The organism is Antarcticibacterium arcticum, from assembly GCF_007993795.1.
GTDB classification, from domain to species: domain Bacteria; phylum Bacteroidota; class Bacteroidia; order Flavobacteriales; family Flavobacteriaceae; genus Gillisia; species Gillisia arctica.
In genome coordinates, this window is the sequence record NZ_CP042476.1 from 827,114 (window position 1) to 853,500 (window position 26,387).

The window sequence follows — 26,387 nt, forward strand, 5'->3', positions numbered from 1 at the left end:
TTATTGTTCATTTTCTACCGGTTTCTGTTGTTCTAAATTTTTAGAACGTAACCTCCTGTAGTCACCTTCTTCAGACTCCTGAAGGAATTCATCATCCTTATGCCTGTCAATGCGGTAAGAAAATCCTGCTGCCACCTGCCAACGATCTGGCGTATTCTTGAAGTTAATAAGTCCCGAAACGTCAAATTGCAGATGATCTCCTATAAGAAGAGCCACGCCGGTACGTGCAAGGTCATCGGCATATATATTGCTTAAAATTGACTGATATTCAAGGAATCCGGCGAATTTAGGAGTAAAGGCGTGGGTAAGGGTGAAAATTCCTGCAAAAGTTGGGTTGTTATCAGAAATTTTATCAGCAATAATATTGGTCACCAACACCCAGCTTCCGGTCCAGTTGTGCTGTGTGATAAGTGCAAATTTTGGTGAATAAGCAGATTCTCCGGGATATAAATAAGGATTGTCACCCAGTGAAAAATTTAACCCTCCATAAACTGCTACTGCGGGAATAAGGGTTTTCCATTTAAACCGTTGATTGGCTTTCCAGCTATACAGGTTTGGTTTATCCGGCTCTATACTAACAAAAGGATCAAAGATCATATATTTAACCCCAAGGGTATTAGATCTAAAATTACTTCTTTTAAATTCTGTATCCCTGCCTCCAATAGGAATGATGGTGGTTTCGGCCTGAAAGGCACCGGTAAGGTTTATTTCCAGAGCTTCAAATAATAAGCCTACGCGCAGGGAATAATCTGTTCCCCAAATATCTGTGTCACTTTTTCTTAAGGCGTGATAATCATTTCCAAAATATGCACCACCCTCAAATTGATAAACCCTTTTTCCAACAGAGAATGCCCCCTGTGAAGCACCGGGACGGTTGGAATTAATAGTCTCTGTATATTGTGCCTGTACGGAGGTAAGGTTGAAAACAATGAAAAATACAAAGAGGATTTTAGTGGTGAAATATCGCATCTCGGAAAGGTTTAATACCGCCAAATATAGAAGTTTTAATTAATTTTTTAGATGCTAAATATTAAATTGTCTTTGCAGAATAGTAAATTTGCCAAAACTGATGAAACATGCATACAGCTTCATTTGAAAGTATTGTAAAGACCATTTTAATAATTCTTCTTTTTTATTTTGGGTTCAAAATATTTATTAAGTGGTTTGGTCCCAGGATCCTTAAATACTTTTTAAATAAAATAGGAAATAAAGTCCAGCAGCAATTCAATCAACCACCAAATCCTGCAGCAAATAAAAAAGGTGATGTGGTTATAGATAAAAAACCAAAGAAAGGGCGGGGTTCCAACAAAAATGTGGGAGAGTATATCGATTACGAAGAAATTGATTAATTTTCGGGCCTGCTAAACAATTTAGAATGATTAGGTCTTTAAAAAGTTTTCTTCCCCATATCTTAGTTTTCCTTGGTTTTGTAATTCTTTCACTCGCTTATTTTAATCCCGTGTTGCAGGGAAAAGAGATTTTCCAGAGCGATATTGTTCAGTATATTGGGATGGCCAAGCAGCAAAATGATTTCAGGGCCAGCACGGGAGAAGAGCCTTATTGGACAGATGCTGCTTTTGGCGGTATGCCTACTTATCAGTTGGGAGCATATTATCCCCATAATTATATTAAAAAATTAGATTCCCTCCTGCGGTTCCTTCCACGTCCTGCAGATTATTTATTCCTTTATTTCCTGGGGTTCTATATATTATTACTCGTTCTGAAGCTTGATTATAAACTGGCTTTTCTGGGAGCGGTCGCCTTTGGTTTTTCTACATATTTAATAATTATTTTAGGAGTAGGCCATAACGCAAAGGCCCATGCCATAGCTTATATGCCTATGGTACTTGCAGGGATCCTTCTGTGCTTCAGGGGGAGGTACATAGGCGGTTTTTTACTGCTGGCAATTGCTATGGCCCTTGAAATAGGGGCCAATCACTTCCAGATGACCTATTACCTTTTATTACTGGTCATTGTTGTAGGTATTGCTTATTTGGTTGATGCCTACAGGAAAAAAATGCTGCCTCATTATTTTAAATCTCTTGGGGTTATGCTGGGGGCTGTGATCCTTGCGGTAGGAGTAAATGCTACCAATTTAATGGCAACGCAGGAATATGCCAATTTCAGTACAAGAGGCAATACAGGACTTACTATAAGCGCAGATGGAGCTCCAAAAGCTTCAGAAGGGCTTACTTATGACTATATCACCGAATACAGTTACGGTATACTTGAATCTTTTAATTTGTTCATTCCAAGATTCATGGGCGGCTCAAGTAGTGAAAAGCTTGACGACCGCTCTGCAATGTATGCGCAATTGATACAAATGGGAGCCTCGCCCATGCAGGCACGGGATTTTGCCCAAAATGCACCCACCTACTGGGGCAAGCAACCCTTTGTGGGAGCGCCAGCATATATAGGAGCGAGCGTATTATTTCTTTTTGTATTCGCGCTGTTCCTGGTAAAAGGCCGACTTAAATGGTGGATAGTGAGTGCAAGCATACTGGCACTCCTGCTTTCCTGGGGCAAAAACTTCTCATTCTTAACCGAATTCTTTATTAATTATGTCCCACTTTACAGCAAATTTCGCGCGGTATCTTCCATACAGGTGATCATTGAACTCTGCGTTCCCGCATTTGCTGTTTTTGGTTTATACCGCCTGTTCAATAACTTTGAAAAACCCGAGGAGAAATATCACGCATTAAAATGGGCAACCCTTATTACGGGTGGAGTTGCCCTGGTATTTTTACTTTTAAAATCGGTTTTATTCAGTTTTAGTGGTGGGAGTGATGCGGTGTACCTGCAGCAAATAGGTGCCGAATTTGTAAGGGCGGTGAAAGAGGACCGAAAGGCTATTTTCACTTCAGATACTATTAGATCCCTCATCTTTGTACTGCTTTCGGCTATTCTCATCTGGATGTATCTAAAGCAAAAAGCCTCAAAAAACATTGTAATTGCCGGATTTGTAATTTTAATACTTGCAGATCTTGTGGTGGTAAACAGAAGGTATGTAAACAACGAGGATTTTGTGGCATCCCGCCAAATGAGCCAGCCTTTTCCTCAAACTCCGGCAGATGCTGCGATTCTTCAGGATAAAGGGCATTACAGGGTGCTGGATCTTGCAGAAAGCCCTTTTAATACCGGGAGAACTTCCTATTTTCATAATTCAGTAGGAGGGTACCATGCAGCCAAACCGGGAAGGATGCAGGATCTTTATGATTTCTACATTTCAAAAAATAATATGGGAGTCCTAAATATGCTTAACGTAAAGTATTTTATTATTCCTACGGAAGAAGGGGTGCAGCCACAGCAAAATCCCGAAGCATTTGGAAATGCCTGGTTTGTAAATAATGTTAAATGGGTAACAACTGCTAATGAAGAAATAACCGGCCTTGCCGAAGTTGATCTTTCCAGGACAGCGGTAGTTAATAAAGAACACCAAAACCTGATAGGGCAAAACATTCTTACCGATACTACAGCAAGCATAGAACTTTTAAGTCATAAACCCAATGAATTGGTGTACAGGTCAAAAACATCGAAAGAAGGGCTTGCCGTTTTTTCTGAAATGTACTATCCTCATGGATGGACTGTTTTGATCAATGGCGAAGAAAGCACACACTTTCCTGCTAATTATGTGTTGCGGGCTATGAAAGTTCCGGCGGGGGAAAATGAAATTACCTTTAGATTTAAGCCGGAGGTTATTAAAAAGGGAAGCAATATTGCACTTATGAGTTCAATATTGCTTGGCATCCTTTTATTGGGCGGAATTTTCTATACCTTTAAGCACAAAGAATAGATAGATCTACCTCCCGTATCTATGAAAAAAGTCCTTATAATCACATATTACTGGCCACCGGCAGGTGGGCCGGGAGTACAGCGCTGGTTAAAATTCGTGAAATATTTAAGGGATTTTCAAATAGAACCCGTTGTTTATATTCCTTCCAACCCGGATTATCCAATAAAGGACGATTCTCTTGAAAATGAGGTTCCAAATGGTATTGAGATCTTAAAACAAAGGATCTTTGAACCCTATTTCCTGGCTAAAATATTTTCAAAAAAACAGACCAGCGCTATAAGTTCAGGCATTATAAAGGATGATAATAAACAGGGTTTTTTACAAAAACTGTTACTTTATATCAGGGGCAATTTCTTTATCCCGGATGCCAGGAAATTCTGGATAAAACCTTCAGTAAAATATTTATCTGAATATATAAAACAGCATAAAACAGATACCATTATTACTACGGGACCTCCTCATAGTGTGCATCTTATAGGGCTTTCACTTAAAGAAAAACTTCAGGTGAAATGGATAGCAGATTTTAGGGACCCATGGACGGGTATTGGGTATCATAAGAAATTAAAACTTTCAGAAACTTCTGAAGCCAAACATATTCAATTAGAGGCAGAAGTACTTCAGAAAGCCTCACATATCATTACCACCAGTTTTACCACAAAAGCGGAATTTGAATTAATAACCAGGGTTCCAATAACTGTGATTACAAACGGGTTTGATATTGATAGGCCTACATCACAGGTATTGGATAAAACTTTTACCATCTCACACATTGGATCCTTGCTTTCCGGCCGAAATCCACAAAACCTTTGGAATGTTTTGCATGAACTTGTAGAAGAAAATCCAGATTTTGCAAATGACCTGCGATTGAAACTTGTTGGTGCAGTGAGCGAAGAAGTCCTTGACTCAATAAAAAATTCCGGGCTTGAAAAGAACCTTGACCAAATTGGATATGTGGCTCACCGGGAAGCTTTAATGCTCCAAAACAGGGCTCAGGTTTTATTGCTTATTGAAATTGACAGCGTGGAGACAAGGGGAATTATCCCTGGAAAATTATTTGAATACCTGGCTTCAAAGAGGCCTATTCTTGCGTTAGGGCCTGAGAAATGGGATGTTGAAAGGATCTTATATGAAACCGGATCCGGGAACTTTTTTAATTACAGCGCTAAAGATGAGTTGAAGTACAGAATAATGGCCTATTATAAATTATATAAGCAGGATCTTTTAAGCTCGGAATCAAAGAATATTGAAAAATACAGCCGCAGATCCCTTACGGGGAAATTAGCAGATCTTTTGAAACATTAAGGAATGGGAGTAATATTTCATCAGTCTTTCAAAAATATGGTCACTACCTATCTGGGATTTGGGATAGGCGCGGTTAATACATTGTTCTTATTTACATATTTTCTGGAAAAAGAGTATTATGGGTTGGTGAGTTTCCTGCTTTCCGCAGCAAATCTTATATGGCCCCTCATGGCCTTTGGAGTGCATAATACCTTAGTAAAATTCTATACCTCCTATAAAACAAAACAGGACAGGGATAAACTTCTTAACCTTATCCTCGTACTTCCTTTAGGTGTATCCTTGATCCTGGGAATTACAGGTTATTTTAGTTACAGTTATCTTCTGGAATATTTTGATGCAGGTAATGAATTGGTGCAGCCTTATATTTGGCTCATATATGTGATAGCCATAGCTACTGCATATTTTGAAATTTTCTTTGCCTGGTGTAAGATAAATTTCCAGAGTGTTTTTGGAAATTTCATGAAGGAGGTATTTCACAGGATTTGTATCACCATCCTGCTTTTCGGGGTTTATTTTGCTCTTATAAATGTCGAGCAGTTTATTTACCTGATGGCGGCTGTATTTGTGTTTAGAGCCCTTGTCTTAATGTTCTACGCTTTTTCCCTTTATATCCCTAAATTCAGTTTGCACTTTCCCGCCAATATAAATACAGTGCTAAGATATTCAGCCCTTATATTAATAGCCGGTTCTGTCGCTATGATCTTGCTGGATCTGGATAAAGTAATGATAGAACATTACATGCCCATAGAAAATGTAGCTGTTTACGGGATTGCTGTTTATATCGCAACAGTTATCTCGGTGCCTCAAAAGGCTATGCATCAAATTGTACACCCACTTACGGCAAATATGCTCAATGAAAAAGATAAAACAGGGCTGGAGGACCTCTATAAAAGAAGCTCTTTAGGCCTGCTGGTAATAAGCGCGATTATTTTCATTTTGATAATTGTAAACCTAAATCAATTATATGCCCTTATTCCTGAAGAATATCAAATAAGTACCGCCATTGTGCTGTTGATCTCACTTGTGAAACTTTATGATAATATGCTGGGGAATAATAACAGTATCCTGTTTAATTCAGATTATTACCGGCTGGTGCTGGGAGTAGGAGTGGTCCTGGCCATTTTGGCTTTTATTTTTAATATGATCTTTATCCCGCAATTTGGAATAATGGGAGCTGCCATAGCTACTTTTCTGGCGTTTTTTATTTATAACACTTCTAAGATCTATATTGTGCTCCAGAAGTTTAAAATGCATCCCTTTACCTTAAAAACGGGATTCATTTTAATAGTTACCGGGGTTCTTACCGCCGGGTTTTATTACTGGGAATTTACTTTTCATCCCATCATAAACATTCTTCTAAAGTCGCTTTTGGTTAGCCTTGTATATATAGGGATTGCTTATAAATTCAATTTTTCACAGGATGTAAATCTCTTAATATCCAAATACACCAAAAGATTCTAACCCCTATAAAAGCGGAAACCCCTAAGATGATCTTGCGATACAATCTGTAGGGATTTCCTAACTAACCAACCAAAAAATTAAAATAAAAAAGTTTATCCTCTTCCGGAACTTCTTACAGTTCCTGATGTTTCACGTACTGTAGGTTTTACAGCCCTTGAAACCGGGGTATTCTGTGACCGCGTATTAACAGCGGTAGGATTATTTGTTGAACCTCGCATGCTTGCACTTCTTTCTGCCGGCACACTGTTTCTTACTTCTGTGCTTTGGGCACGTGGAACCGAACTACGGGTAACCGCCTGAGGTCGCTCTACCGTTCTTGTTTGAATAGGGGTGGCAGTGGTATTAGCAGCACTACTCCTGGTTTGTACAGGATCTACTGTAGTAGTTCTGCTTTGATTTGTAGTTACCGCGCCTCTGGTTTGTACCGAAGTGTTATTGGTATTCACGCCTGTATTATTCACACTACCTCTCTGAGCTCTTACAGCAGCTTCATGTTGCTCCATAGAACGTAGCCTTGTAAGCTCCTGACTGTATGAAGAATTATCTTCAGCAGTTCTTGAAAGCGTATTATTGTTACGTACAACGGCTTTATCTGTATTAACCGGAGTACTGGTCCTGCTCACATTTTCTGATGACCTTACCGCCGGAGTAACATCTCTTTCCTGCGTGGTTCTTCTACCATAATTATAGGAAGCAACCTGCTGCCCGGGACGATAGAAATTTGATTTGTTATAATAGTAATTGTTGTTTTGATAGAATGTATTATACTGAAAGTAATTCATTCTCACGGGCTCATAAAATGCTCTGTAAGGCTCATAATAAACCACACGGTAATTCATATGTGGCCTCATATAATATTGGTGCCATGGCCGGTATACATACCGGGTGTTGTAATGGTTGATTATTCCTACATAACGAATTGGCTGATTGAACCTGTTATAGCGAATGCTCATTCCACCAACCCGTGCAATTCTACCTTGATTATCATATCTAATTACTACATCACCGGCCTGGATCAATCTTCCGTAGAAGTCATAATACACAGGTACGTTTTCTATCTGGATCACAGCCCCAAAATCATCATATTGTACAAATGCATCATAGTTATATCCTGCATTGTAGCTAATGTTTCTTCCGGGATTCGGGATATGTACAATGGAAGTATTAATAAATCTGGGATTATAGTGGAAATCAAATTCTCCATTAGGATAAACCGCAAATTCAACTCCTCCTTCCACAAATATGAAGGCTTCTCCATATTTATAGGGCGCAAAGGCGCTGCCGGGGGTATTTGCTGAGGCCGTAACTCCAACAAAAAGCAAAGCGAGTATAAGGGTAATGTTTTTCATTTGGGCGGACTTTAGTGTTAATTAAATCGGCATTTACTTGCCGTTACCTTAATAATACAAAGTACGTGCCAAAATTAGGAAAGAGGCTATTACTTCCTTTCTAACATATAATATAGATTTTCAGGATAATTTCTAAGCCAGTTTTTCCTTTAAATAGGGCGCTGTATAGGATTTCTTATTTTTAGCTACCTGCTCCGGCGTACCTTCTGCTATAAGATATCCCCCGGTTTCCCCGCCATCCATACCCAAGTCAATCACATGGTCCGCACATTTTACAAGATCCATATTATGTTCAATCACCAGCAGGGAATGTCCTTTTTCAATTAATGCGTTAAAGGATTTCAGAAGTTTTTGAATATCGTGAAAATGGAGCCCTGTGGTGGGTTCATCAAAAATGAATAAGGCTTTATCTTTTGTTACCCCTTTTACAAGAAAGGACGCGAGTTTTATACGTTGGGCTTCCCCGCCAGAAAGGGTAGATGAACTTTGTCCCAGTTGTACATAACCCAGGCCAACATCCTGCAGCGGTTTTAATTTGGTGGTTATCTTTTTTTCACCATTGGTTTCAAAGAACTCAAGCGCCTCATCTATTGTCATTGTTAGAATATCATCAATATTCTTATCGGCAAATTTAATTTCCAGAACTTCCTTCTTAAACCGTTTCCCGTTGCATACATCGCATTCCAGGTGAACATCGGCCATGAACTGCATCTCGATGGTAACTTCCCCTTCACCTTTACAAGTGTCGCACCTACCTCCATCTACATTGAATGAGAAATGTTTAGGTTTAAATCCGCGTATGTCTGAAAGTTTTTGGTTCGCAAAAAGATTCCTGATATCATCATAAGCCTTTATATAAGTTACAGGATTAGAACGGGAAGACCTTCCTATTGGATTCTGGTCTACAAATTCTATAGAGGTTATACTCTTGAAATTTCCCTCAATTTTTGAGAATTGCCCGGCCTTTTCCCCGTAGCCTCCAATTTCCTTGAGCATTGCCGGATACAGAATCCTTTTTATAAGTGTACTTTTTCCGCTTCCGGAAACTCCTGTAACCGCGGTAAACATTCCCAGAGGGAAGGTTACATCTATGTTCTTAAGATTGTTTTCGCGGGCACCAATAATGGTAACAAATTGTTTGGAGGTCCTTCTTTTTGAAGGCACCTCTATGCGCATGCTGTTATTTAAATATTTTGCCGTTAAGGATCCCGCTTTCAGGATCTGGTTGTAATCACCCGAGGCCACATGTTCTCCTCCGTGGGTACCGGCTTCCGGCCCTATATCAATAATCTCATCTGCCGCTTTCATTATATCCTCATCGTGCTCCACAACAATTACAGTATTTCCCAGGTCCCGTAGGTTTTTCAGCACTCCAATAAGATTTTGTGTGTCGCGGGGATGCAAACCAATGGAGGGTTCATCGAGAATATACATAGATCCCACCAGGCTGCTTCCTAAAGAGGTAGCCAGGTTAATGCGCTGGGATTCTCCGCCGGAGAGGGTGTTGGATTTGCGGTTCAGAGTTAGATAATCAAGACCTACATTAGACAAAAATTTCAGCCTGTTGTTTATTTCAGCCAGTAGTCGTTTTGCGATTTGAGCATCATATTCGTTTAAGGTTAATTCCTGGAAAAAAGCCCTTACTTTTTCCAGGGGTTTTTCCACCAGGTCTGTAATAGTGGCCCCGCCAATTTTTACATTATTAGCCTCCGGTCTAAGGCGTTTCCCTTTGCAAAGCGAACACCTGGTCTTTCCCCGGTATCGTGATAACATTACCCGGTTTTGGATCTTATAGGCTTTGGATTCAAGAAATTCGAAAAAGGAATTTAATCCTTCGAAATATTGATTTCCATTCCAGATAAGTTCCTTTTGAGCATCTGTAAGATCAAAATAAGGCTTGTGAATGGGAAAATTGAACTTATGCGAATTATTTACCAGTTGATCTCGGTACCAGCTCATACTTTCTCCTCTCCAGGGGAAAATGGCATTTTCGTACACTGATAGCCCCGTATTAGGGATCACCAGGTCTTCATCAATCCCAATGACGTCTCCATAACCTTCACATTTCGGGCAGGCACCGTACGGATTATTGAAACTGAACAAATGCACATTCGGCTCAGGAAAAGTGATTCCATCCAGTTCAAATTTATTGCTAAACTGTCTTTTATTATTATCAGAAAGAGTTTCCAGGAAAAGTTCACCCTTTCCTTCAAAGAATGCTGTTTGGGTAGCATCGGCCAGGCGGTTATAAAAATCTTCTTCATCCTTGACCACGATCCTGTCTACAACCAGGGAAACATCCTTTTCCTTTAATTTAGTAAGATCTGTTTCATCAATACGCACAACGTCCTGCTTCACTTTTATACGACTGTATCCCTGTTGCAGGAGCACCTTTAGTTTATCTTCCAGGCTACGGCCATCTTCCACATGAATGGGAGATAGTAAAAGCATTTTTTCACCTTCAGGATAAGATTTTACATAATTCACAACATCTGTAACCGTGTCCTTTTTTACCTCGCCGCCTGAAACAGGGGAGTAGGTCTTGCCAATGCGGGCAAATAACAATTTGAGATAATCATAGATCTCTGTAGATGTGCCAACCGTAGAACGCGGATTGGTGGAGTTGACTTTTTGCTCTATGGCAATAGCCGGCGCAATACCTTTAATGTAATCGACTTTGGGTTTATTTAGTCTGCCAAGGAACTGCCTGGCGTATGATGACAGGCTTTCCACATACCTTCGCTGGCCTTCGGCATACAAGGTATCAAAAGCAAGACTGGATTTTCCGGAACCCGAAAGGCCCGTAATAACCACTAATTTATTCCGTGGAATTACAACATCAATATTTTTTAAATTATGAAGTTTAGCTCCTTTTATTATAATATTTTTTCTGGGGTCTATTTCAGAAAGGTCTTTACTCATAGCAAGGTTTTAACAAACAGGAAGCAAAGGTACTCAATAACCGGCAGGGTAAAAAGTGAAGAATTTCTATAGCTAATGTTAAAAAAAATGCCCTATAGTTGCGTATGTAAAGAATATGTTGCTATATTTGATTTTCCAACGAACCTTTTTAAATTCTATTGCCTATTGCATAAAGTTACTTTTTAAATTAATAACCTAACCTACAGGTATCCCCTACAATACCTTTAAAAGTAACTATTATGGAAAAAAACCTGGCAACTGATGCTTCGCTTGTACGTGAGTATTTACAGGGAAATGAACATTCACTTTCTACTTTGATCACCCGGCACCAGAGCCGTATCTACAGTTTTATTTATTCCAAGGTTTTTGATAAAGATGTAGCCGAAGATATTTTTCAGGATACCTTTATTAAGGTAATTAACACCCTTAAACGTGGTAAATATAACGAAGAAGGAAAATTTCTTCCCTGGGTAATGAGAATTGCACATAACCTTATTATTGATCATTTCAGGAAAAACAAAAGAATGCCCATGTTTGAAAATAAAGGGGATTTCAATATTTTTTCTGTTTTGTGTGATGGAGATCTTAATATTGAAAAGCAAATTATTAAAGACCAGATTGAATGTGATGTGCAGGAACTTATTAAGGAACTGCCACAAGATCAACTGGAAGTTCTTACCATGCGTATATATAAAGATATGAGCTTTAAGGAGATATCTGAGAATACGGGAGTAAGCATTAATACTGCCTTAGGCCGTATGAGATATGCTTTAATAAATTTGCGGAAAATAATAGAGAAACATAACCTAATTTTAACAAATTAAGCTACAATATCACCCCCGGATTGCGTTATTTTAAAAACGAATCATAAATTAATCCGATGGGGAAACTTTACACTAAATCTTCAGTAGAAGGTAAATTATTAAATTTGAATCCTAAAAAAGAAACCCTTCAGTTTCTCTTGAATTATTCAAAAGCACTGCATATTTCAGAACACAGGAAAATGCAATTTGAGACCATTCTCAATTAGAAATTAAAAAGACTCCGCAATTACGGAGTCTTTTACGTTATAGTTTATTTTGATCTGGAACTTTTTGCAGGTTTCTGTTTTTTGAGGTATTCATTAATCACACTCTTTCTACCAATAGTTTTGGTGATAATGTCTTTATCCAGATCCCAGCCGCGGGCAGGGGAATATTGCCTGCCATACCAAATTATTTGAAGATGAAGACGGTTCCAAAGGTCTTTGGGAAAGATCTTTTTTGCATCCTTTTCAGTTTGAACTACATTTTTTCCATTTGTAAAACCCCAGCGGTACATTAGCCGGTGAATATGAGTGTCTACAGGAAAAGAAGGAATATCAAAAGCCTGGGCCATTACAACACTTGCAGTTTTATGGCCTACAGCCGGTAAAGTTTCAAGAGCATCAATATCTGCAGGAACTTCCCCATTGTATTTTTCTATAAGAATTTTTGACAAGCCATGAATACCTTTCGCTTTCATTGGTGACAAACCCACGGGTCTAATTATATCCCTAATTTCTTCAACAGTTAATTTTACCATATCATAGGGATTATCTGCTTTCTTAAATAAAATTGGTGTGATCTTATTTACCCCAACATCGGTGCTTTGGGCCGATAGTAATACAGCGATCAATAAAGTATAAGGATCTTTATGATCCAGAGGGATAAGAGCGTTGGGATATATATTCTGAAGGCTGTCTATAACAAACTGTACCTTTTCTTTTTTATTCATAATGCGTACATTTAAAGCAAAAATAGGAAATATGACAACATTAAAGGCAGGGGATAAGGCCCCGATTTTCAGGCAGAGGACCAGGATGGCAATATTGTAAAATTATCAGACTTTACTGGGAAAAAACTGGTGCTTTTCTTTTACCCAAAAGCAAGTACTCCCGGGTGTACCGCCCAGGCCTGTAATCTAAGGGATAACTGGAATTCTTTTGAATCAAAAGGTTATGAGATAATAGGAGTGAGTGCCGATTCTAAAAAGAGGCAACAAAATTTCAAGGATAAATACAAGTTACCCTTCCCTTTGCTGGCAGATGAGGACAGGACCGTTATAAATGCCTTTGGGGTATGGGGACCTAAAAAATTTATGGGAAAAGAGTATGATGGGATACACCGCACTACTTTTATAATAGATGAAAAGGGAATTATTGAGGAGGTAATTGGAAAGGTGGACACGAAAGAACACACTACACAAATACTTTAGTGAAAAGTAAAAAAGTAAAAGAGTAAAAGAGGTAAAAAGTAAAATTAAATACTGGTTACCTCTATTTAAAAGTGTCCATTTCTATTCTGAAAAGCTTACCCGTTGAATGGTTGCGGTAGTTTCGCAATTTTCAATTTGGAGTTCTATTTTTTTGGAATTGGCATCACCCGCAACAAAATAGATGTTACAGGGATCATTGTTGGTATTGCTTTTTCTGAAGTTTACTTTGCCATTTTCAAGAATTTCAGAAACATTACTTGTGTCAATATTGTTGAACTGAAAAAATCGATAGGATTCATCAGAAAAAACACGGTCTTTTATCCTGATATTTTTCAGGGTTCTCGCGTTTGGGGAATAATCGCAGGAGGTTCTTTTTCCACTTAAAAAAAACATCAGGATCACAATTCCCATAATAAGTCCAACCGAGAAGTAAGCAAATCTATGTAGTAATCTCATTATATTTTTTGTAGAGCCTGCACGCCTTAAGAGGGGTGTAGGCTTGATTCTTTATTTAAATGGGTTTCTTTAAAAGATCAACAAATTAATATCCCTGTAAGACAGGTCAAACCAGTCGGCAATAGATTTGTTGGTTAGAATCCCGTGGTAAAAGTACAACCCATTTCTCAAACCTTTATCAAATCGCAGGGTGTTTTCTATTCCTCCTTCCTCTGCGATGTGCAGCAGGTATGGTGTAAAGATGTTACTTATAGAAATAGAAGAGGTTCGGGCATACCGGGAAGGGATATTGGGCACACAGTAATGTATAACCCCATGTTTTGTAAAAATTGGCTTATCATGGGTAGTTATTTCGCTCGTTTCTATACAACCTCCCATATCAATGCTTACATCTATGATTACCGCTCCCGGTTTCATGGTTTGTACCATATCATCGGTCACCAAAACGGGGGACCTGTCTTTGCCACGCACAGCTCCTATAAGAACATCGCAGCGTTTCAGAGATTTCCCAAGGGTTTTAGGTTGAATGGTAGACGTGTATAGCGTGCGGCCAACGTTGGTTTGTATGTTTCTAAGTCGGGTAAGAGAACTGTCAAAAACCTTTACATTGGCGCCAAGACCAACCGAACTTCGGGCTGCGAATTCGCCTACAGTACCTGCTCCAAGTATCACAACTTCAATGGGTGGCACCCCGCTTATATTACCAAACATTAATCCGTTTCCTGCCGCATTATTGCTCATTATCTCAGAGGCGATAAGCACAGAAGCTGTTCCTGCAATTTCACTTAGTGCGCGAACCGCAGGGTACGTACCGTCATCATCACGAATAAACTCAAATGCCAGGGCAGTGATCCTTTTGGTTGCAAGTTTTTGAAAATACTCCTTGCATTGGGTCTTTAATTGTAAAGCCGAAATTAAAGTTGTTTGCGGATTGATCATCTCCAATTCCTCCATAGAGGGTGGTTCCATTTTGAGAATGGTGGGGCAGGAGAAGACCTTTTTTGTATCACTGGTGATCTCAGCCCCTGCATTGGAATAATCCCGGTCGCTGAACCTTGCCCATTTCCCGGCGCCGGCTTCTATCATGATCCTGTGGCCATGCGCGGTTATAGCTGCAACAGCATCAGGTGATAAGCAAACTCTTTTTTCCTGGTAGGCGGTTTCTTTGGGAATACCTATAAACAGCTGCCCTTTGTTCTTATAAATTTCCAGAGTTTCTTCCTGGGGTAACAATTGTTCTTTGGTAAATGGAGATGATTGGCCGGTCATGCTGATTGGTTGTTAACAAACTAAATTACAACATTTTTTATCCATTTATAATAGGAATATGTACATAATGAGTTTCCTTCACCTTTTTAATTTCCCTTTAAAGGATTGTGGGGTATACCTTCTTCAAATTTTTAGGGTTAAGTGGCCTTAAAGTTTACGGTAATAGTCTTCAGCAGGTTCGTTGGCATAGGCGAGATCTTCCTGGCGAAACTGTTCAAGTTCGGTTTCATCTTTAGAGGAAAGACCGGTAGAAAATACAGATACGTCAGTTTCGTTCAATTCGCTTAGATCAATTCCGTATATTCGGTCAAAGATTTGAGTACGAACAAGATAGACTATACTCAAAATGACAATAAAGAAAGGTGCTAAATAAATGAGTTGATCTGCGTCTAAAAATCTTGTTGGTTCCATGTAGGCGTCCTCATAAAAAGCTACAATCAATTGATAACTATACATGGTAATCGGAACCAAAATAGCGTGATACCACCAATGCTTACATGTAAAGAACCAGATTAAAAGTAGTAAAAGTGGAGTTATTTTACCAAAATACATCCACATTGCCGTGGTAACATTTAAATAATACTTACTTTCGTATGTAAAAAAAGAATTTTCCCAGACGGGACCATCTGGGAAAATTTCATATAGGTAAAATATATAAGGTGAAAATGCTATAAAAAAAGCAATAACACTACCCAGCAGCAGGAATCCTGATGGTTGTTTTGTCAACAGCTTGCTTTTCGATTTTGTTTTCATTCTCGTTAGTTGTACTTGAAGTTACAAAAAAAGTTGCTCCAAAGATAGCAGCGGCGAATAAAATAGCTTTAATTTTCATAATGTATAGGGTTTAAATATGATTGTTTCGTTTGATTTCTGAAACAAACCTATACAAATATAAAATGCTTATTCTTACTACTTTAATCGTACCTTTGCACGCTTTTTCAGGGCATAAAATGGCCGTATTTAATGGAATTTTACTTTCCAAAAATAAGCTTAAAATCATCAATTTTCGTTGAAAAACGAAAAAATTAAAAACCCACCTTTCACATAGGCAAAAAATGTACTGTTTTTCTTACAATTGCTTTCGCGCCGCTTTCACGCAGCTTTTTTAACTCTTTAACAAAACTTTAACTTTCTGAGTCCGTTTTCCAGCACGGAAACTTCCAGTTTTTGCACGTCCTGATCTAAAAGTCTTTCAATTTTTTGAGGCCACTCTATCAATTTCCAGTCCTGAGTATTGAGATAATCCTCAATGCCCATGTCCAGAGCCTCGGCTTCATCTTCTATTCTGTAAAAATCAAAATGGAAGATCCTGCCCTGGCTTGTTTGATATTCGTTAACCAGCGAGAAAGTAGGGCTGGACACCAGATCTGGTGCGCCAAGCGCTTTAACAAGCGCTTTGATGAGGGTGGTCTTACCGGCCCCCATCTCCCCGTAAAATAATAGCGTTTTGCTTTTTACTTTGGAAAGTAATTGCATAGCTATACTATCAATTTCTGACAGCTCGTAGGTTAAGCTCATTCAAAATTTAGATTATAAGGCGCTGTAAATATATGTAATTAATTCTTATCTAGGCGATAAGACCACAAACGGGATGATCATTTCCTCCAAAGATACCCCTCCATGCTGGTAGGTATTCCTGAAATAATTGACATAATAATTGTAATTGTTCGGGTAGGCAAAAAACATATCGCCTTTGGCAAAAATAAAAGAGCTGCTCATATTTAGAGTGGGCAAATGAATGGATTTGGGATCTTTGGCGGCCAAAACATCTTTCTCCTCATATGTAAGGCTTTTGCCGGTTTTATAGCGAAGGTTTAAACTGGTGTTCTTATCTCCTATTACTTTAGAAGGGGTTTTTACATTTATTGTTCCATGGTCTGTCGTGAGGATTAACTTGAATCCCAGTTGCTGTGCCTGTTGGATGATCTCGAGTAAAGGTGAGTTCTTGAACCAGCTTTGCGTAAGGGAGCGATAGGATTTATCATTGGAAGCCAATTCCTTTATAACTTCCATTTCGGTCTTGGAGTGGGAAAGCATATCTACAAAGTTATACACCACTACTGTGAGGTCGTTGTCTTTCTGACTTCTGAAATTCTCCACGAGGCGCTTCCCTTGTTTTAAACTTGTGATCTTGTGGTATTCATATTTAAAATTAAGTCCCAGCCGCTTCATTTGTGATTCCAGGAACTCTTCTTCAAATAAGTTTTTTCCCCCTTCATCTGTATCATTAAGCCAGTATTTTGGAAAAAGCTTTTCCATATCGCTGGGCATTAGCCCGGAGAAGATTGCATTCCTGGCATATTGGGTTGCAGTGGGTAAAATGCTGTAATAAGGAGTTTCTTCCTCTTTCTTATAATAGTTATTTATAGTAGATTCAAAAGATTTCCACTGGTCATAACGTAAATTATCTACTACCACCAAAAGCGTAGGTTGTTCCTTACTTAATTGCGGAACAATTTTAGACTTAAACAAAGTGTGAGACATTACCGGTGCATCGGCATTTTTTTCAAACCAATCGGGGTAGTTGCGGTCAATAAATTTACAAAACTGGTTGTTGGCTTCCACCTTTTGCGATTCAAGGATCTCAAACATTCCGCTGTCCTGAATGGTTTCAAGCTGCATCTCCCAGTAAAGCAGTTTCTGGTAAAGTTCTGCCCAGCCTTCATAGGAGTTCACCATAGAAAGGTCCATCGCGATCTTCCGGAATTCCTGCTGGTAGTTGGAAGTGGTCTTTTCTGTGATAAGGCGGGAATGGTCCAGGTTCTTTTTTAAACTAAGGAGAATTTGATGCGGGTTCACGGGTTTTATAAGGTAATCGGCTATTTTAGAGCCAATAGCCTCTTCCATGATATATTCTTCCTCACTCTTTGTGATCATGACCACGGGCACCTCTGCGCGTTTTTCTTTGATCTCGGTTAGCGTCTCAAGGCCGGAAAGACCCGGCATATTTTCATCCAGAAAAACAATATCAAAATTCTCCTGGTCTATTTTCTCTACGGCCTCCATCCCGCTGCGGCAGGTGGTAACTTTGTAGTTCTTGGATTCCAGGAACATTATATGTGGTTTCAACAGGTCTATTTCATCATCTGCCCAAAGTATTTTAATCTCATTCATTTATTTAAAATTTAATTGCTGTTTCATTATCTCTATAAAACAGGCTCAGGATTTACGAATGCCCAATATGGGCTTCATATATGTATATTTGTAATTATTTTAAAGGAATTAAAGCTTGACTGTACAAACTAAACTCAAAATATTTAACGATCCAATTTACGGTTTTATTACGATCCCGAGTGAACTGGTCTTTAAGATAATTGCTCATCCCTACTTCCAAAGACTACGCCGCATTTCGCAAATGGGAATGTCTTATCTGGTTTATCCTGGGGCGCACCATACGCGTTTTCATCATGCCCTGGGCGGGTTGCATCTAATGCAAAAAGCAGTTGATATGCTTAGAATTAAAGGGGTTGAGATATCAAAGGAAGAAGAAGAGGGGCTATATATTGCTATTTTGATGCATGATATAGGACACGGGCCATTCTCTCATGCAATGGAGCATAGCATAGTGGAAGGAGTATCTCATGAGCACATTTCCCTCCTTATTATGGAGGAAATGAATAAGGAATTTAACCAAAGTTTAACGCTGGGCATTGAGATCTTTAAAGGCACATATCCGCGTAAGTTCATGAACCAATTGGTTTCGAGTCAGCTGGATATGGACCGGCTGGATTATTTAAAAAGAGATAGTTTCTATACTGGGGTGCCGGAGGGTAATATAAACAGTGAGCGTATTATAACCATGCTTAATGTGGTAGACGGGCAAATTGTTGTGGAGGAAAAGGGCATTTATTCAGTAGAAAAATTCCTGGTTGCGCGCAGGCTTATGTATTGGCAGGTATATTTACATAAGACCGGGGTTGCTGCCGAGCAATTATTAATAAGGGTTTTAAAACGGGCAAAGGAACTTATTGAAAAGGGGCAGAAACTGGAATGCAGTCCGGCATTTTCATATTTTCTTCGTAATAAGGTAGGGGAAGAAAATTTTGATTCAAACGTATTAAAAACATTTAGCAGGCTTGATGATTATGATATTGTTTCAGCAATGAAGAACTGGATAGACCATCCGGATTTTGTACTGAGCAATTTATGTGAGATGCTTCTAAACCGTAACCTTTTAAAGGTGAATTTCAAGAAAAGGCCTATACCTTCAGTAAAACTTGAAAAATATATTAAAAAGGTAGAAACGAAATATGAGCTTACCCATGATGAGGCAGCGTATTTCGTTTTTAGTGGTAAAGTTTACAACATCGCCTATTCCAGCGGGAAGGATAAAATACTAATCCTGCATTCCAATGGTAAAGTAAGTGATGTCGCAAAGGCCTCAGACCAGTTAAATTTAAGTGCACTCTCAACCCCTGTGACAAAATATTATATCTGTTATCCAAAGACTAAAGATTAAACCATTTTTTTTACTTTTGCCAGAATGAAGTTCACTGCAACACAAATAGCCGAGTTGTTAGACGGAAGCGTTGAGGGAAATCCCGAGACCGAAGTTTATAAATTGGCAAAAATAGAAGAGGGTACCGAAGGGTCCCTTACTTTCCTTAGCAATCCTAAGTACACATCTTTTATTTATTCTACTCAATCATCGATCGTAATTGTAAAAGATACTTTCATATCTGAAGAAAAATTAGAAACCACCTTAATTAAGGTTAAGGACCCGTATAAAGCATTTTCCACATTACTGGAATATTATAACCAGGTAAAGCTGAATAAAAGCGGTATTGAAGAACCAAGTTATATATCAGATTCTGCTACCCTGGGTGAAAATATCTACCTGGGAGCTTTTGCATATATTGGAAACAATGTTTCCATAGGAGATAATGTCAAGATATATCCTCATACCTATATAGGGGACAATGTGAGTATTGGGAATGATACCCTCATATTTTCAGGAGTTAAGATCTATTCCGAAACTATTATTGGAAAATCTTGTGTGCTGCACGGAGGTGTAGTAATAGGTGCCGATGGTTTTGGGTTCTCCCCGGGGAAGAAGGGGTATATGCCAAGGTTCCACAAATAGGGAATGTAATCATAGAGGACAATGTAGATATTGGTGCCGGCACCACTATAGACCGTGCAACTCTGGGGTCCACAATAATTAGACAAGGTGTTAAACTGGATAACCAAATCCAGATTGCGCATAATGTTGAGATTGGTGAAAATACGGCCATAGCGGCACAAACAGGAATTGCAGGTTCTACCAAGATTGGAAAGAATTGTTTGATAGGAGGCCAGGTTGGAATTGCCGGCCACATTAAGATAGGAGATAGGGTAAGGATACAAGCCCAATCTGGGATTGGAAGGAATATTGAAAATGATGAAGCTATTCAAGGTTCCCCGTCATTTGGCTATGGAGAATTCAATAAATCCTACGTCCATTTTAAAAATTTACCAAAGATCGTTGACAGGTTAAATCAATTAGAAAAAAAACAAAATAATGGCTGAAACTTTTTCCAAACAGCAAACCATTAAAAAGGAAGTCTCCTTAAGAGGTGTAGGACTTCATACGGGTAAGGAAGTGACCCTAACCTTTAAACCCGCACCTGTTGACACAGGTTACGTTTTTAGAAGAATAGACCTTGAGGATCAGCCAATTATTGAAGCCGATGCCAATTACGTTGTGAATACCCAGCGTGGAACAAATCTTGAAAAAAACGGGGTAAGTATACAAACCTGTGAACATGTACTTGCAGCCTGTGTTGGGCTTGAAGTAGATAATGTTATTATGGAACTTGATTCCTCAGAACCACCAATTATGGATGGTTCTTCCCGGTTTTTCGTGGAAGCCCTGGAAGAGGCAGGGATTGAAGTACAGGATGCAGACAGGGATGAATTTGTTATTACGGAAGTGATCTCCTATAAGGACGAAAAGACCGGAAGCGAGATCCTTGTGATGCCGGCAGATAATTATCAGGTAACCACCATGGTTGATTTTGGTACAAAAATTCTGGGTACCCAAAACGCATCTATTCAAAATCTTTCAGAGTTTAAATCTGAAATAGCCAATGCACGTACTTTTAGTTTTCTTCACGAGATTGAAATGCTGCTGGAACATGGTCTTATTAAAGGAGGAGACCTTAACAACGCTATAGTGTATGTAGATAAGGAGCTAAGCCCTGAAACCATGGATAAATTAAGGGTGGCGTTTAAAAAGGACAATATTTCAGTAAAACCGAACGGAATACTCGACAATCTTACCCTGCACCATCCCAATGAGGCAGCAAGGCATAAACTTCTGGATGTAATGGGAGACCTTGCGCTTGTGGGAACCAGAATTAAAGGTAAGGTGATTGCCAATAAACCAGGCCACCTTGTTAATACCCAGTTTGCCAAAAAACTTTCCAAAATAATCAAGACAGAAAGGCGTAACAATATGCCGAAAATCGATTTTGATAAGGAGCCCTTGTTAGATGTAAATGCGATCATGAATATTTTACCCCACAGGCCACCTTTCCTTTTGGTAGATAAGATCTTTAGCTGCACAGATACCTGCGTAATAGGCATGAAAAATGTTACAATGAATGAACCTTTCTTTGTAGGTCATTTTCCTGGAAAACCAGTAATGCCCGGCGTTCTACAGGTTGAAGCTATGGCTCAAACGGGTGGTATCCTGGCATTACGTTCAGTTCCCGATCCTGAGAATTATCTTACTTATTTCATGAAAATAGATAATGTGAAATTTAAACAACAGGTTGTTCCGGGAGATACTTTGATATTTAAACTTGAATTACTTGCCCCAATCCGCAGGGGAATTTGCCAAATGCAGGGTTATGCGTATGTTAATGGAAAATTGGCAACAGAGGCTATACTAATGGCCCAAATTGTAAAATCAAAATAAACAAGGATGAATCAACCTTTAGCATATGTGCACCCCGGGGCCAAGATCGCCAAGAATGTTGTAATAGAGCCTTTTACCACCATTCATAATAATGTGGTTATTGGCGAAGGATCATGGATAGGCTCCAACGTTACCATTATGGAAGGTGCCCGTATAGGAAAAAACTGCAGCATTTTTCCCGGAGCAGTAATATCTGCAGTACCCCAGGATAAAAAATTCAATGATGAAGAAACCACCACCGAAATTGGAGATAATACTACCATACGGGAGTGTGTAACCATAAATCGCGGTACCACAGACAGGATGAAAACAGTAATTGGGAAAAATTGCTGGATCATGGCTTATTGTCATATCGCACACGATTGTATTGTAGGTGATAATTGTATTTTTTCCAACAACAGTACCCTTGCAGGGCATATAAATGTTGGAGATTACGTGGTGTTGGCAGGAATGGCAGCAGTACAGCAATTTTGCAGTATTGGTAACCACGCCTTTGTAACAGGTGGTTCTATGGTGAGAAAAGATGTTCCCCCGTTTGTAAAAGCCGGAAGAGAACCCTTATCTTACGTAGGGATCAACTCTATAGGGTTAAGGAGAAGAGGTTTCAGTACAGAAAAGATCAGGGAGATACAGGATATTTACAGGATCTTATACCAGAAAAATTATAATAATTCCCAGGCTGTTGCTATAATCGAAGCAGAAATGCAGGCAACTGCAGAGCGTGATGAAATACTGGAATTCATTAAGAATTCACAGCGTGGGATTATGAAAGGATATTTTAGTTCAAATTAAAACAACACCAATGGCAAGTACAAGCGATATTAGAAATGGTTTATGCATTCGTTACAACCACGATATTTATAAAATAATTGAATTTCTACACGTAAAGCCGGGGAAAGGTCCCGCTTTTGTGAGAACTAAAATGAAAAGTGTAACTTCAGGAAAAGTTTTGGAAAACACTTTTTCCGCAGGACATAAAATAGAAGATGTGAGGGTAGAAACTCATAAATTTCAGTTCCTCTATAACGATGGGGAGTTTTATCATTTTATGAATACTGAAGATTACACCCAGATAAGACTTACTGAAAATGCCCTGGATATGCCCCAGCTTATGAAAGAAGGGGAGGTTGTAACCATTCTCATAAATACCGAGGATAATATGCCGCTTTCCGTTGAAATGCCTGCCAGTGTGGTTCTTGAGGTTTCCCATACCGAACCCGGTGTAAAGGGTAATACGGCTACCAATGCTACAAAACCGGCAACCCTCGAAACCGGTGCTGTTGTAAATGTGCCTTTGTTTATTAACGAAGGTGATAAAATCAGGATTGAAACAGATAAGGGTACCTATAAAGAACGAATTAAGGAATAAAATGATAGGAAAAAGAGATAAGGATAAAAACCAATCCTTATATCTTTTTTCTCATCTTTACCATATTAACGAAGATCTATGAAATTTCCCCAGGTACATACTTTAAAGCAGATAGCTACCATTATATCTGCCAAATATATTGGTGATCCCGATTTTCCTGTAGAGGGGATGAATGAGATCCATGTGGTAACCCACGGGGATATTGTATTTGTAGATCACCCCAAGTATTATGACAAGGCGTTAAATTCTGCAGCAACCATTATTCTTATAAATAAGGAGGTACCATGTCCCGACGGGAAGGCTTTGCTTATTTCTGAAGATCCATTTACCGATTTTAATAAGCTAACCGAATATTTCAGGCCATTCCAGACAGTTTCAGGCCCAATTTCAGAAACATCCAAAATTGGAAAAAACACCATAGTACAACCCAATGTATTTATAGGAAATAATGTACATATAGGTGATAATTGCCTTATACATTCCAATGTGAGTATTTATGATAATGCGATAATTGGTAACAATGTAATTATTCATGCGGGGACCGTATTGGGAGCAGACGCTTTTTATTACAAGACCCGTCCTACAGGATTTGACAAATTGAAATCTGGCGGAAGAGTTGTAATAGACAATAATGTAGAAATAGGGGCGTGCTGCACTATTGATAAAGGAGTATCTGGTGATACTTTTATCGGGGAAGGGACCAAGCTTGATAATTTAATACAGGTTGGTCACGATACAATAATTGGAAAGAATTGTTTAATTGCGTCCCAGGTAGGCATTGCAGGTTGTGTGGTTATTGAAGATAATGTGACAGTATGGGGCCAGGTGGGTATGCGCAGCGGGATAATAGTTAAAAAGGGCGGAGTCCTAATGGGCAAGGCAGGAATAACAAAATCTACAAAGGAAAATACAATTTATACCGGAAATCCTGCAATGGAAGCCCGTTTAAAATTGAAAGAATACGCAGCAGTGCGCCAACTTCCGGAAATTATAGAGAAATTAAAATAATATTACAATGGGTTTAAGCGGCAAAAAGAAAAAAGTAGAATCATTTTATAATTCCAATTTTTATAAAAATCAGGAAGAAATAAAGAACTATTTACACCCTGATGCCGAACTTTTCTGGAACAGCAGTGCCGGTTTCAGCAAAATGAATTTCAGTGATATTTTAAATCTGGGAATTGAAATGTCCAGGTCTTTTGAATCTTTAAGGGCAGAGGTGAGTCATTTGCTCAAAGATAAAGACCAGGTTACCATTAGGTTTACCTATCATGTAAGGACGGTTGAAAATCCCGATGAAGAAATTCCTCTGGCACATTTTATTTGCATATGGACCTTCCGGGATGATAAAATGTACCGGGGATACCAAATAAGCCAACCCGCAGATGAAACCCCTGAGAATTTAAGCTCTTTTCTGGCAACAAACTTTTAAAAAGCCTTTAGGGTTTCTATATAAAAACCTACTTTTGTAGCGCAAAAATCAACAGTAACTATGAGTGTTTTAGTCAATAAAGATTCAAAAATAATTGTTCAGGGATTTACCGGAAGTGAAGGTACTTTCCATGCTGAGCAAATGATAGAATATGGTACAAATGTAGTAGGTGGGGTAACTCCCGGAAAAGGTGGGCAAACTCATCTTGATAAGCCTGTTTTTAATACAGTTTCACAGGCTGTGGAAGAAACCGGAGCCGATGTTTCTATAATTTTTGTACCGCCTGCATTTGCAGCCGATGCAATTATGGAAGCCGCAGATGCCGGAATTAAAGTTATTATTACTATTACTGAAGGTATCCCGGTATCTGACATGATAAAGGTAAACGGATACATTAAAAATAAAGATTGTCGTTTGGTTGGCCCTAACTGTCCCGGAGTTATTACCCCCGGCGAGGCTAAGGTTGGAATTATGCCCGGCTTTGTATTTAAAAAAGGCAGCGTAGGAATTGTTTCCAAATCTGGAACTCTTACCTATGAAGCAGCAGATCAAGTGGTTAAGCAGGGACTGGGTATCACTACAGCAATTGGAATTGGTGGAGATCCCATCATTGGAACTACAACCAAGGAAGCTGTAGAATTATTGATGAATGATCCTGAAACAGAGATCATTGTAATGATTGGTGAAATTGGAGGCCAACTGGAAGCCGATGCTGCACAGTGGATCCGTGCCAACGGAAATAAAAAACCTGTGGTTGGATTCATTGCGGGAGAAACCGCTCCGGCAGGACGTACAATGGGCCACGCTGGCGCAATTGTAGGGGGTAGCGAAGATACTGCCCAGGCTAAAAAAGCTATTTTAAAGGAGAATGGAATTCACGTGGTGGATTCTCCTGCTGAAATTGGTAAAAAAGTTGCTGAGATCCTTAGAGGCTAAGCAATTCTCAATATTATTTAATTAATCCTCTTGTTTGCCTTTAAAAAAGGTAATTTCAGGAGGATTTTTTATTTTTAAGCCTTTCGCTTTTGTTATATTTGACTTTAGAACAAAATTTTCCAGCTATAGTTTAGCGGAGTTATTACTACTAATCAAAGAGATCTATAAAATGAAATTACTAGAAGGAAAAAATGCCATAATTACCGGTGGAAGCCGAGGAATTGGAAAGGGTATCGCCCAGATATTTGCAAGGCACGGGGCAAATGTTGCTTTTACTTATGCCTCATCTGTAGAAGCAGCCAATGAACTTGAAAAAGAACTTTCCTCCCTTGGAGTCAAAGCAAAAGGATATAAGTCCAATGCTGCCAATTATAATGAGTGTGAAGAACTAATTAAAAATGTGGCCGGAGACTTCGGGTCAATTGATATTTTAATAAACAATGCAGGTATCACGAAGGACAATTTGCTTATGCGAATGAGCGAGGAAGATTTTGACCAGGTAATTGAGGTGAATTTAAAATCTGTTTTCAATATGACCAAGGCAGTGCAGCGCACAATGCTTAAGCAACGAAACGGCAGCATCATAAATATGAGCTCTGTAGTAGGGGTAAAAGGAAATGCAGGCCAGGCTAATTATGCCGCATCAAAAGCCGGTATTATTGGTTTCTCTAAATCGATGGCACTGGAATTAGGTTCCCGGAACATAAGAACAAATGTAATTGCTCCCGGTTTTATTGAAACTGAAATGACCGGAAAATTGGATGAAAAAACTGTGGAAGGCTGGAGAGAATCTATTCCCTTAAAACGTGGTGGAACTCCTGAAGATATAGCCAATGCGTGTGTATTCCTTGCCAGTGACCTAAGCAGTTACATTACAGGGCAGGTAATCCAGGTTAACGGCGGAATGCTCACATAATATAGACCAGGGATACGGGAGAAAGAAGATTGAAATTTTTCATTTA

At 39.1% G+C, this 26,387-nt stretch carries 22 protein-coding genes and 2 pseudogenes; 15 read left to right on the forward strand and 9 right to left on the reverse strand.

The window, feature by feature from the left end:
* Complete coding sequence (locus FK178_RS03570) at window positions 1–969, reverse strand: transporter (RefSeq protein ID WP_146831069.1); 969 nt, start codon at window positions 967–969, stop codon at window positions 1–3.
* A gap of 107 nt (window positions 970–1,076) precedes the next feature.
* Here FK178_RS03570 and FK178_RS03575 point away from each other — a divergent pair, with 107 nt between their 5' ends.
* Genes FK178_RS03575 through FK178_RS03590 form a run of 4 tightly spaced genes read left to right on the forward strand, consistent with a single transcriptional unit; the run spans window position 1,077 to window position 6,556 of the window.
* Window positions 1,077–1,349 carry a DUF4834 domain-containing protein gene (locus FK178_RS03575; protein ID WP_146831071.1) on the forward strand — a complete coding sequence of 91 codons (273 nt, stop codon included), beginning with the start codon at window positions 1,077–1,079 and terminating at the stop codon, window positions 1,347–1,349.
* 26 nt (window positions 1,350–1,375) lie between these two features.
* Window positions 1,376–3,793 carry a hypothetical protein gene (locus FK178_RS03580; RefSeq protein WP_146831073.1) on the forward strand — a complete coding sequence of 806 codons (2,418 nt, stop codon included), beginning with the start codon at window positions 1,376–1,378 and terminating at the stop codon, window positions 3,791–3,793.
* Window positions 3,794–3,814: 21 nt separating this feature from the next.
* Entirely contained in the window at window positions 3,815–5,095 is a 1,281-nt protein-coding gene (locus FK178_RS03585; protein ID WP_146831075.1) for a glycosyltransferase family protein, read from the forward strand.
* A gap of 3 nt (window positions 5,096–5,098) precedes the next feature.
* Window positions 5,099–6,556, forward strand: coding sequence for a lipopolysaccharide biosynthesis protein (locus FK178_RS03590; RefSeq protein ID WP_146831077.1), 1,458 nt, complete (start codon window positions 5,099–5,101; stop codon window positions 6,554–6,556).
* Between the two features lie 92 nt (window positions 6,557–6,648).
* Here FK178_RS03590 and FK178_RS03595 read toward each other — a convergent pair whose 3' ends face one another.
* Both FK178_RS03595 and uvrA read right to left on the reverse strand, forming a co-directional pair.
* Complete coding sequence (locus tag FK178_RS03595; RefSeq protein WP_146831079.1) at window positions 6,649–7,905, reverse strand: hypothetical protein; 1,257 nt, start codon at window positions 7,903–7,905, stop codon at window positions 6,649–6,651.
* Between the two features lie 132 nt (window positions 7,906–8,037).
* Complete coding sequence (gene uvrA, locus FK178_RS03600; RefSeq protein WP_146831082.1) at window positions 8,038–10,827, reverse strand: excinuclease ABC subunit UvrA; 2,790 nt, start codon at window positions 10,825–10,827, stop codon at window positions 8,038–8,040.
* Between the two features lie 239 nt (window positions 10,828–11,066).
* Here uvrA and FK178_RS03605 point away from each other — a divergent pair, with 239 nt between their 5' ends.
* The gene (locus tag FK178_RS03605) at window positions 11,067–11,651 is read left to right on the forward strand and encodes an RNA polymerase sigma factor (RefSeq protein ID WP_146831084.1); all 585 of its coding nucleotides are present in this window, start codon (window positions 11,067–11,069) and stop codon (window positions 11,649–11,651) included.
* A 250-nt stretch (window positions 11,652–11,901) separates the two neighbouring features.
* Here FK178_RS03605 and FK178_RS03610 read toward each other — a convergent pair whose 3' ends face one another.
* A complete protein-coding gene (locus tag FK178_RS03610) occupies window positions 11,902–12,582 on the reverse strand; it encodes an endonuclease III domain-containing protein (protein WP_146831086.1) in 681 nt (226 codons plus the stop codon).
* A gap of 31 nt (window positions 12,583–12,613) precedes the next feature.
* Here FK178_RS03610 and bcp point away from each other — a divergent pair.
* Window positions 12,614–13,062, forward strand: a pseudogene (bcp, locus tag FK178_RS03615) (thioredoxin-dependent thiol peroxidase).
* An 81-nt stretch (window positions 13,063–13,143) separates the two neighbouring features.
* Here bcp and FK178_RS03620 read toward each other — a convergent pair.
* From FK178_RS03620 to porX, 5 genes are all read right to left on the reverse strand, one after another.
* On the reverse strand, window positions 13,144–13,518 hold the full coding sequence (locus FK178_RS03620; protein WP_146831088.1) for a DUF4258 domain-containing protein: 375 nt from the start codon (window positions 13,516–13,518) through the stop codon (window positions 13,144–13,146).
* A gap of 69 nt (window positions 13,519–13,587) precedes the next feature.
* Window positions 13,588–14,787: an alanine dehydrogenase gene (locus FK178_RS03625; protein WP_146831089.1), complete on the reverse strand. Its 1,200-nt coding sequence runs from the start codon at window positions 14,785–14,787 to the stop codon at window positions 13,588–13,590.
* A gap of 147 nt (window positions 14,788–14,934) precedes the next feature.
* Window positions 14,935–15,540 (reverse strand): hypothetical protein, encoded by a 606-nt coding sequence (locus tag FK178_RS03630; RefSeq protein ID WP_146831090.1) that lies wholly within the window; start codon window positions 15,538–15,540, stop codon window positions 14,935–14,937.
* A gap of 360 nt (window positions 15,541–15,900) precedes the next feature.
* Window positions 15,901–16,305, reverse strand: coding sequence for a tRNA (adenosine(37)-N6)-threonylcarbamoyltransferase complex ATPase subunit type 1 TsaE (gene tsaE / locus FK178_RS03635; protein WP_146831091.1), 405 nt, complete (start codon window positions 16,303–16,305; stop codon window positions 15,901–15,903).
* A gap of 45 nt (window positions 16,306–16,350) precedes the next feature.
* Window positions 16,351–17,901: a T9SS response regulator signal transducer PorX gene (gene porX, locus FK178_RS03640; protein WP_146831092.1), complete on the reverse strand. Its 1,551-nt coding sequence runs from the start codon at window positions 17,899–17,901 to the stop codon at window positions 16,351–16,353.
* 115 nt (window positions 17,902–18,016) lie between these two features.
* On the opposite strand from porX, the gene FK178_RS03645 reads away from it, so the two are divergent.
* From FK178_RS03645 to fabG, 9 genes and pseudogenes are all read left to right on the forward strand, one after another.
* Window positions 18,017–19,246, forward strand: a complete 1,230-nt coding sequence (locus FK178_RS03645; protein WP_146831093.1) for an HD domain-containing protein — start codon at window positions 18,017–18,019, stop codon at window positions 19,244–19,246.
* Between the two features lie 24 nt (window positions 19,247–19,270).
* Window positions 19,271–20,295, forward strand: a pseudogene (lpxD, locus tag FK178_RS03650) (UDP-3-O-(3-hydroxymyristoyl)glucosamine N-acyltransferase).
* Window positions 20,288–21,688, forward strand: coding sequence for a bifunctional UDP-3-O-[3-hydroxymyristoyl] N-acetylglucosamine deacetylase/3-hydroxyacyl-ACP dehydratase (locus FK178_RS03655; protein WP_146831094.1), 1,401 nt, complete (start codon window positions 20,288–20,290; stop codon window positions 21,686–21,688). The pseudogene lpxD and the gene FK178_RS03655 overlap by 8 nt, the downstream one beginning before the upstream one ends.
* A 6-nt stretch (window positions 21,689–21,694) precedes the next feature.
* Window positions 21,695–22,480, forward strand: coding sequence for an acyl-ACP--UDP-N-acetylglucosamine O-acyltransferase (gene lpxA / locus FK178_RS03660; RefSeq protein WP_146831095.1), 786 nt, complete (start codon window positions 21,695–21,697; stop codon window positions 22,478–22,480).
* Window positions 22,481–22,490: 10 nt separating this feature from the next.
* On the forward strand, window positions 22,491–23,057 hold the full coding sequence (gene efp / locus FK178_RS03665) for an elongation factor P (RefSeq protein WP_146831097.1): 567 nt from the start codon (window positions 22,491–22,493) through the stop codon (window positions 23,055–23,057).
* A 78-nt stretch (window positions 23,058–23,135) separates the two neighbouring features.
* Window positions 23,136–24,065: a UDP-3-O-(3-hydroxymyristoyl)glucosamine N-acyltransferase gene (locus tag FK178_RS03670; RefSeq protein ID WP_146831099.1), complete on the forward strand. Its 930-nt coding sequence runs from the start codon at window positions 23,136–23,138 to the stop codon at window positions 24,063–24,065.
* A 7-nt stretch (window positions 24,066–24,072) separates the two neighbouring features.
* Window positions 24,073–24,489, forward strand: coding sequence for a nuclear transport factor 2 family protein (locus FK178_RS03675; protein WP_146831101.1), 417 nt, complete (start codon window positions 24,073–24,075; stop codon window positions 24,487–24,489).
* A gap of 60 nt (window positions 24,490–24,549) precedes the next feature.
* A complete protein-coding gene (gene sucD / locus FK178_RS03680; RefSeq protein ID WP_146831103.1) occupies window positions 24,550–25,425 on the forward strand; it encodes a succinate--CoA ligase subunit alpha in 876 nt (291 codons plus the stop codon).
* A gap of 169 nt (window positions 25,426–25,594) precedes the next feature.
* A complete protein-coding gene (gene fabG / locus FK178_RS03685; protein ID WP_146831105.1) occupies window positions 25,595–26,341 on the forward strand; it encodes a 3-oxoacyl-[acyl-carrier-protein] reductase in 747 nt (248 codons plus the stop codon).
* The last annotated feature ends 46 nt before the right edge of the window (window positions 26,342–26,387 follow it).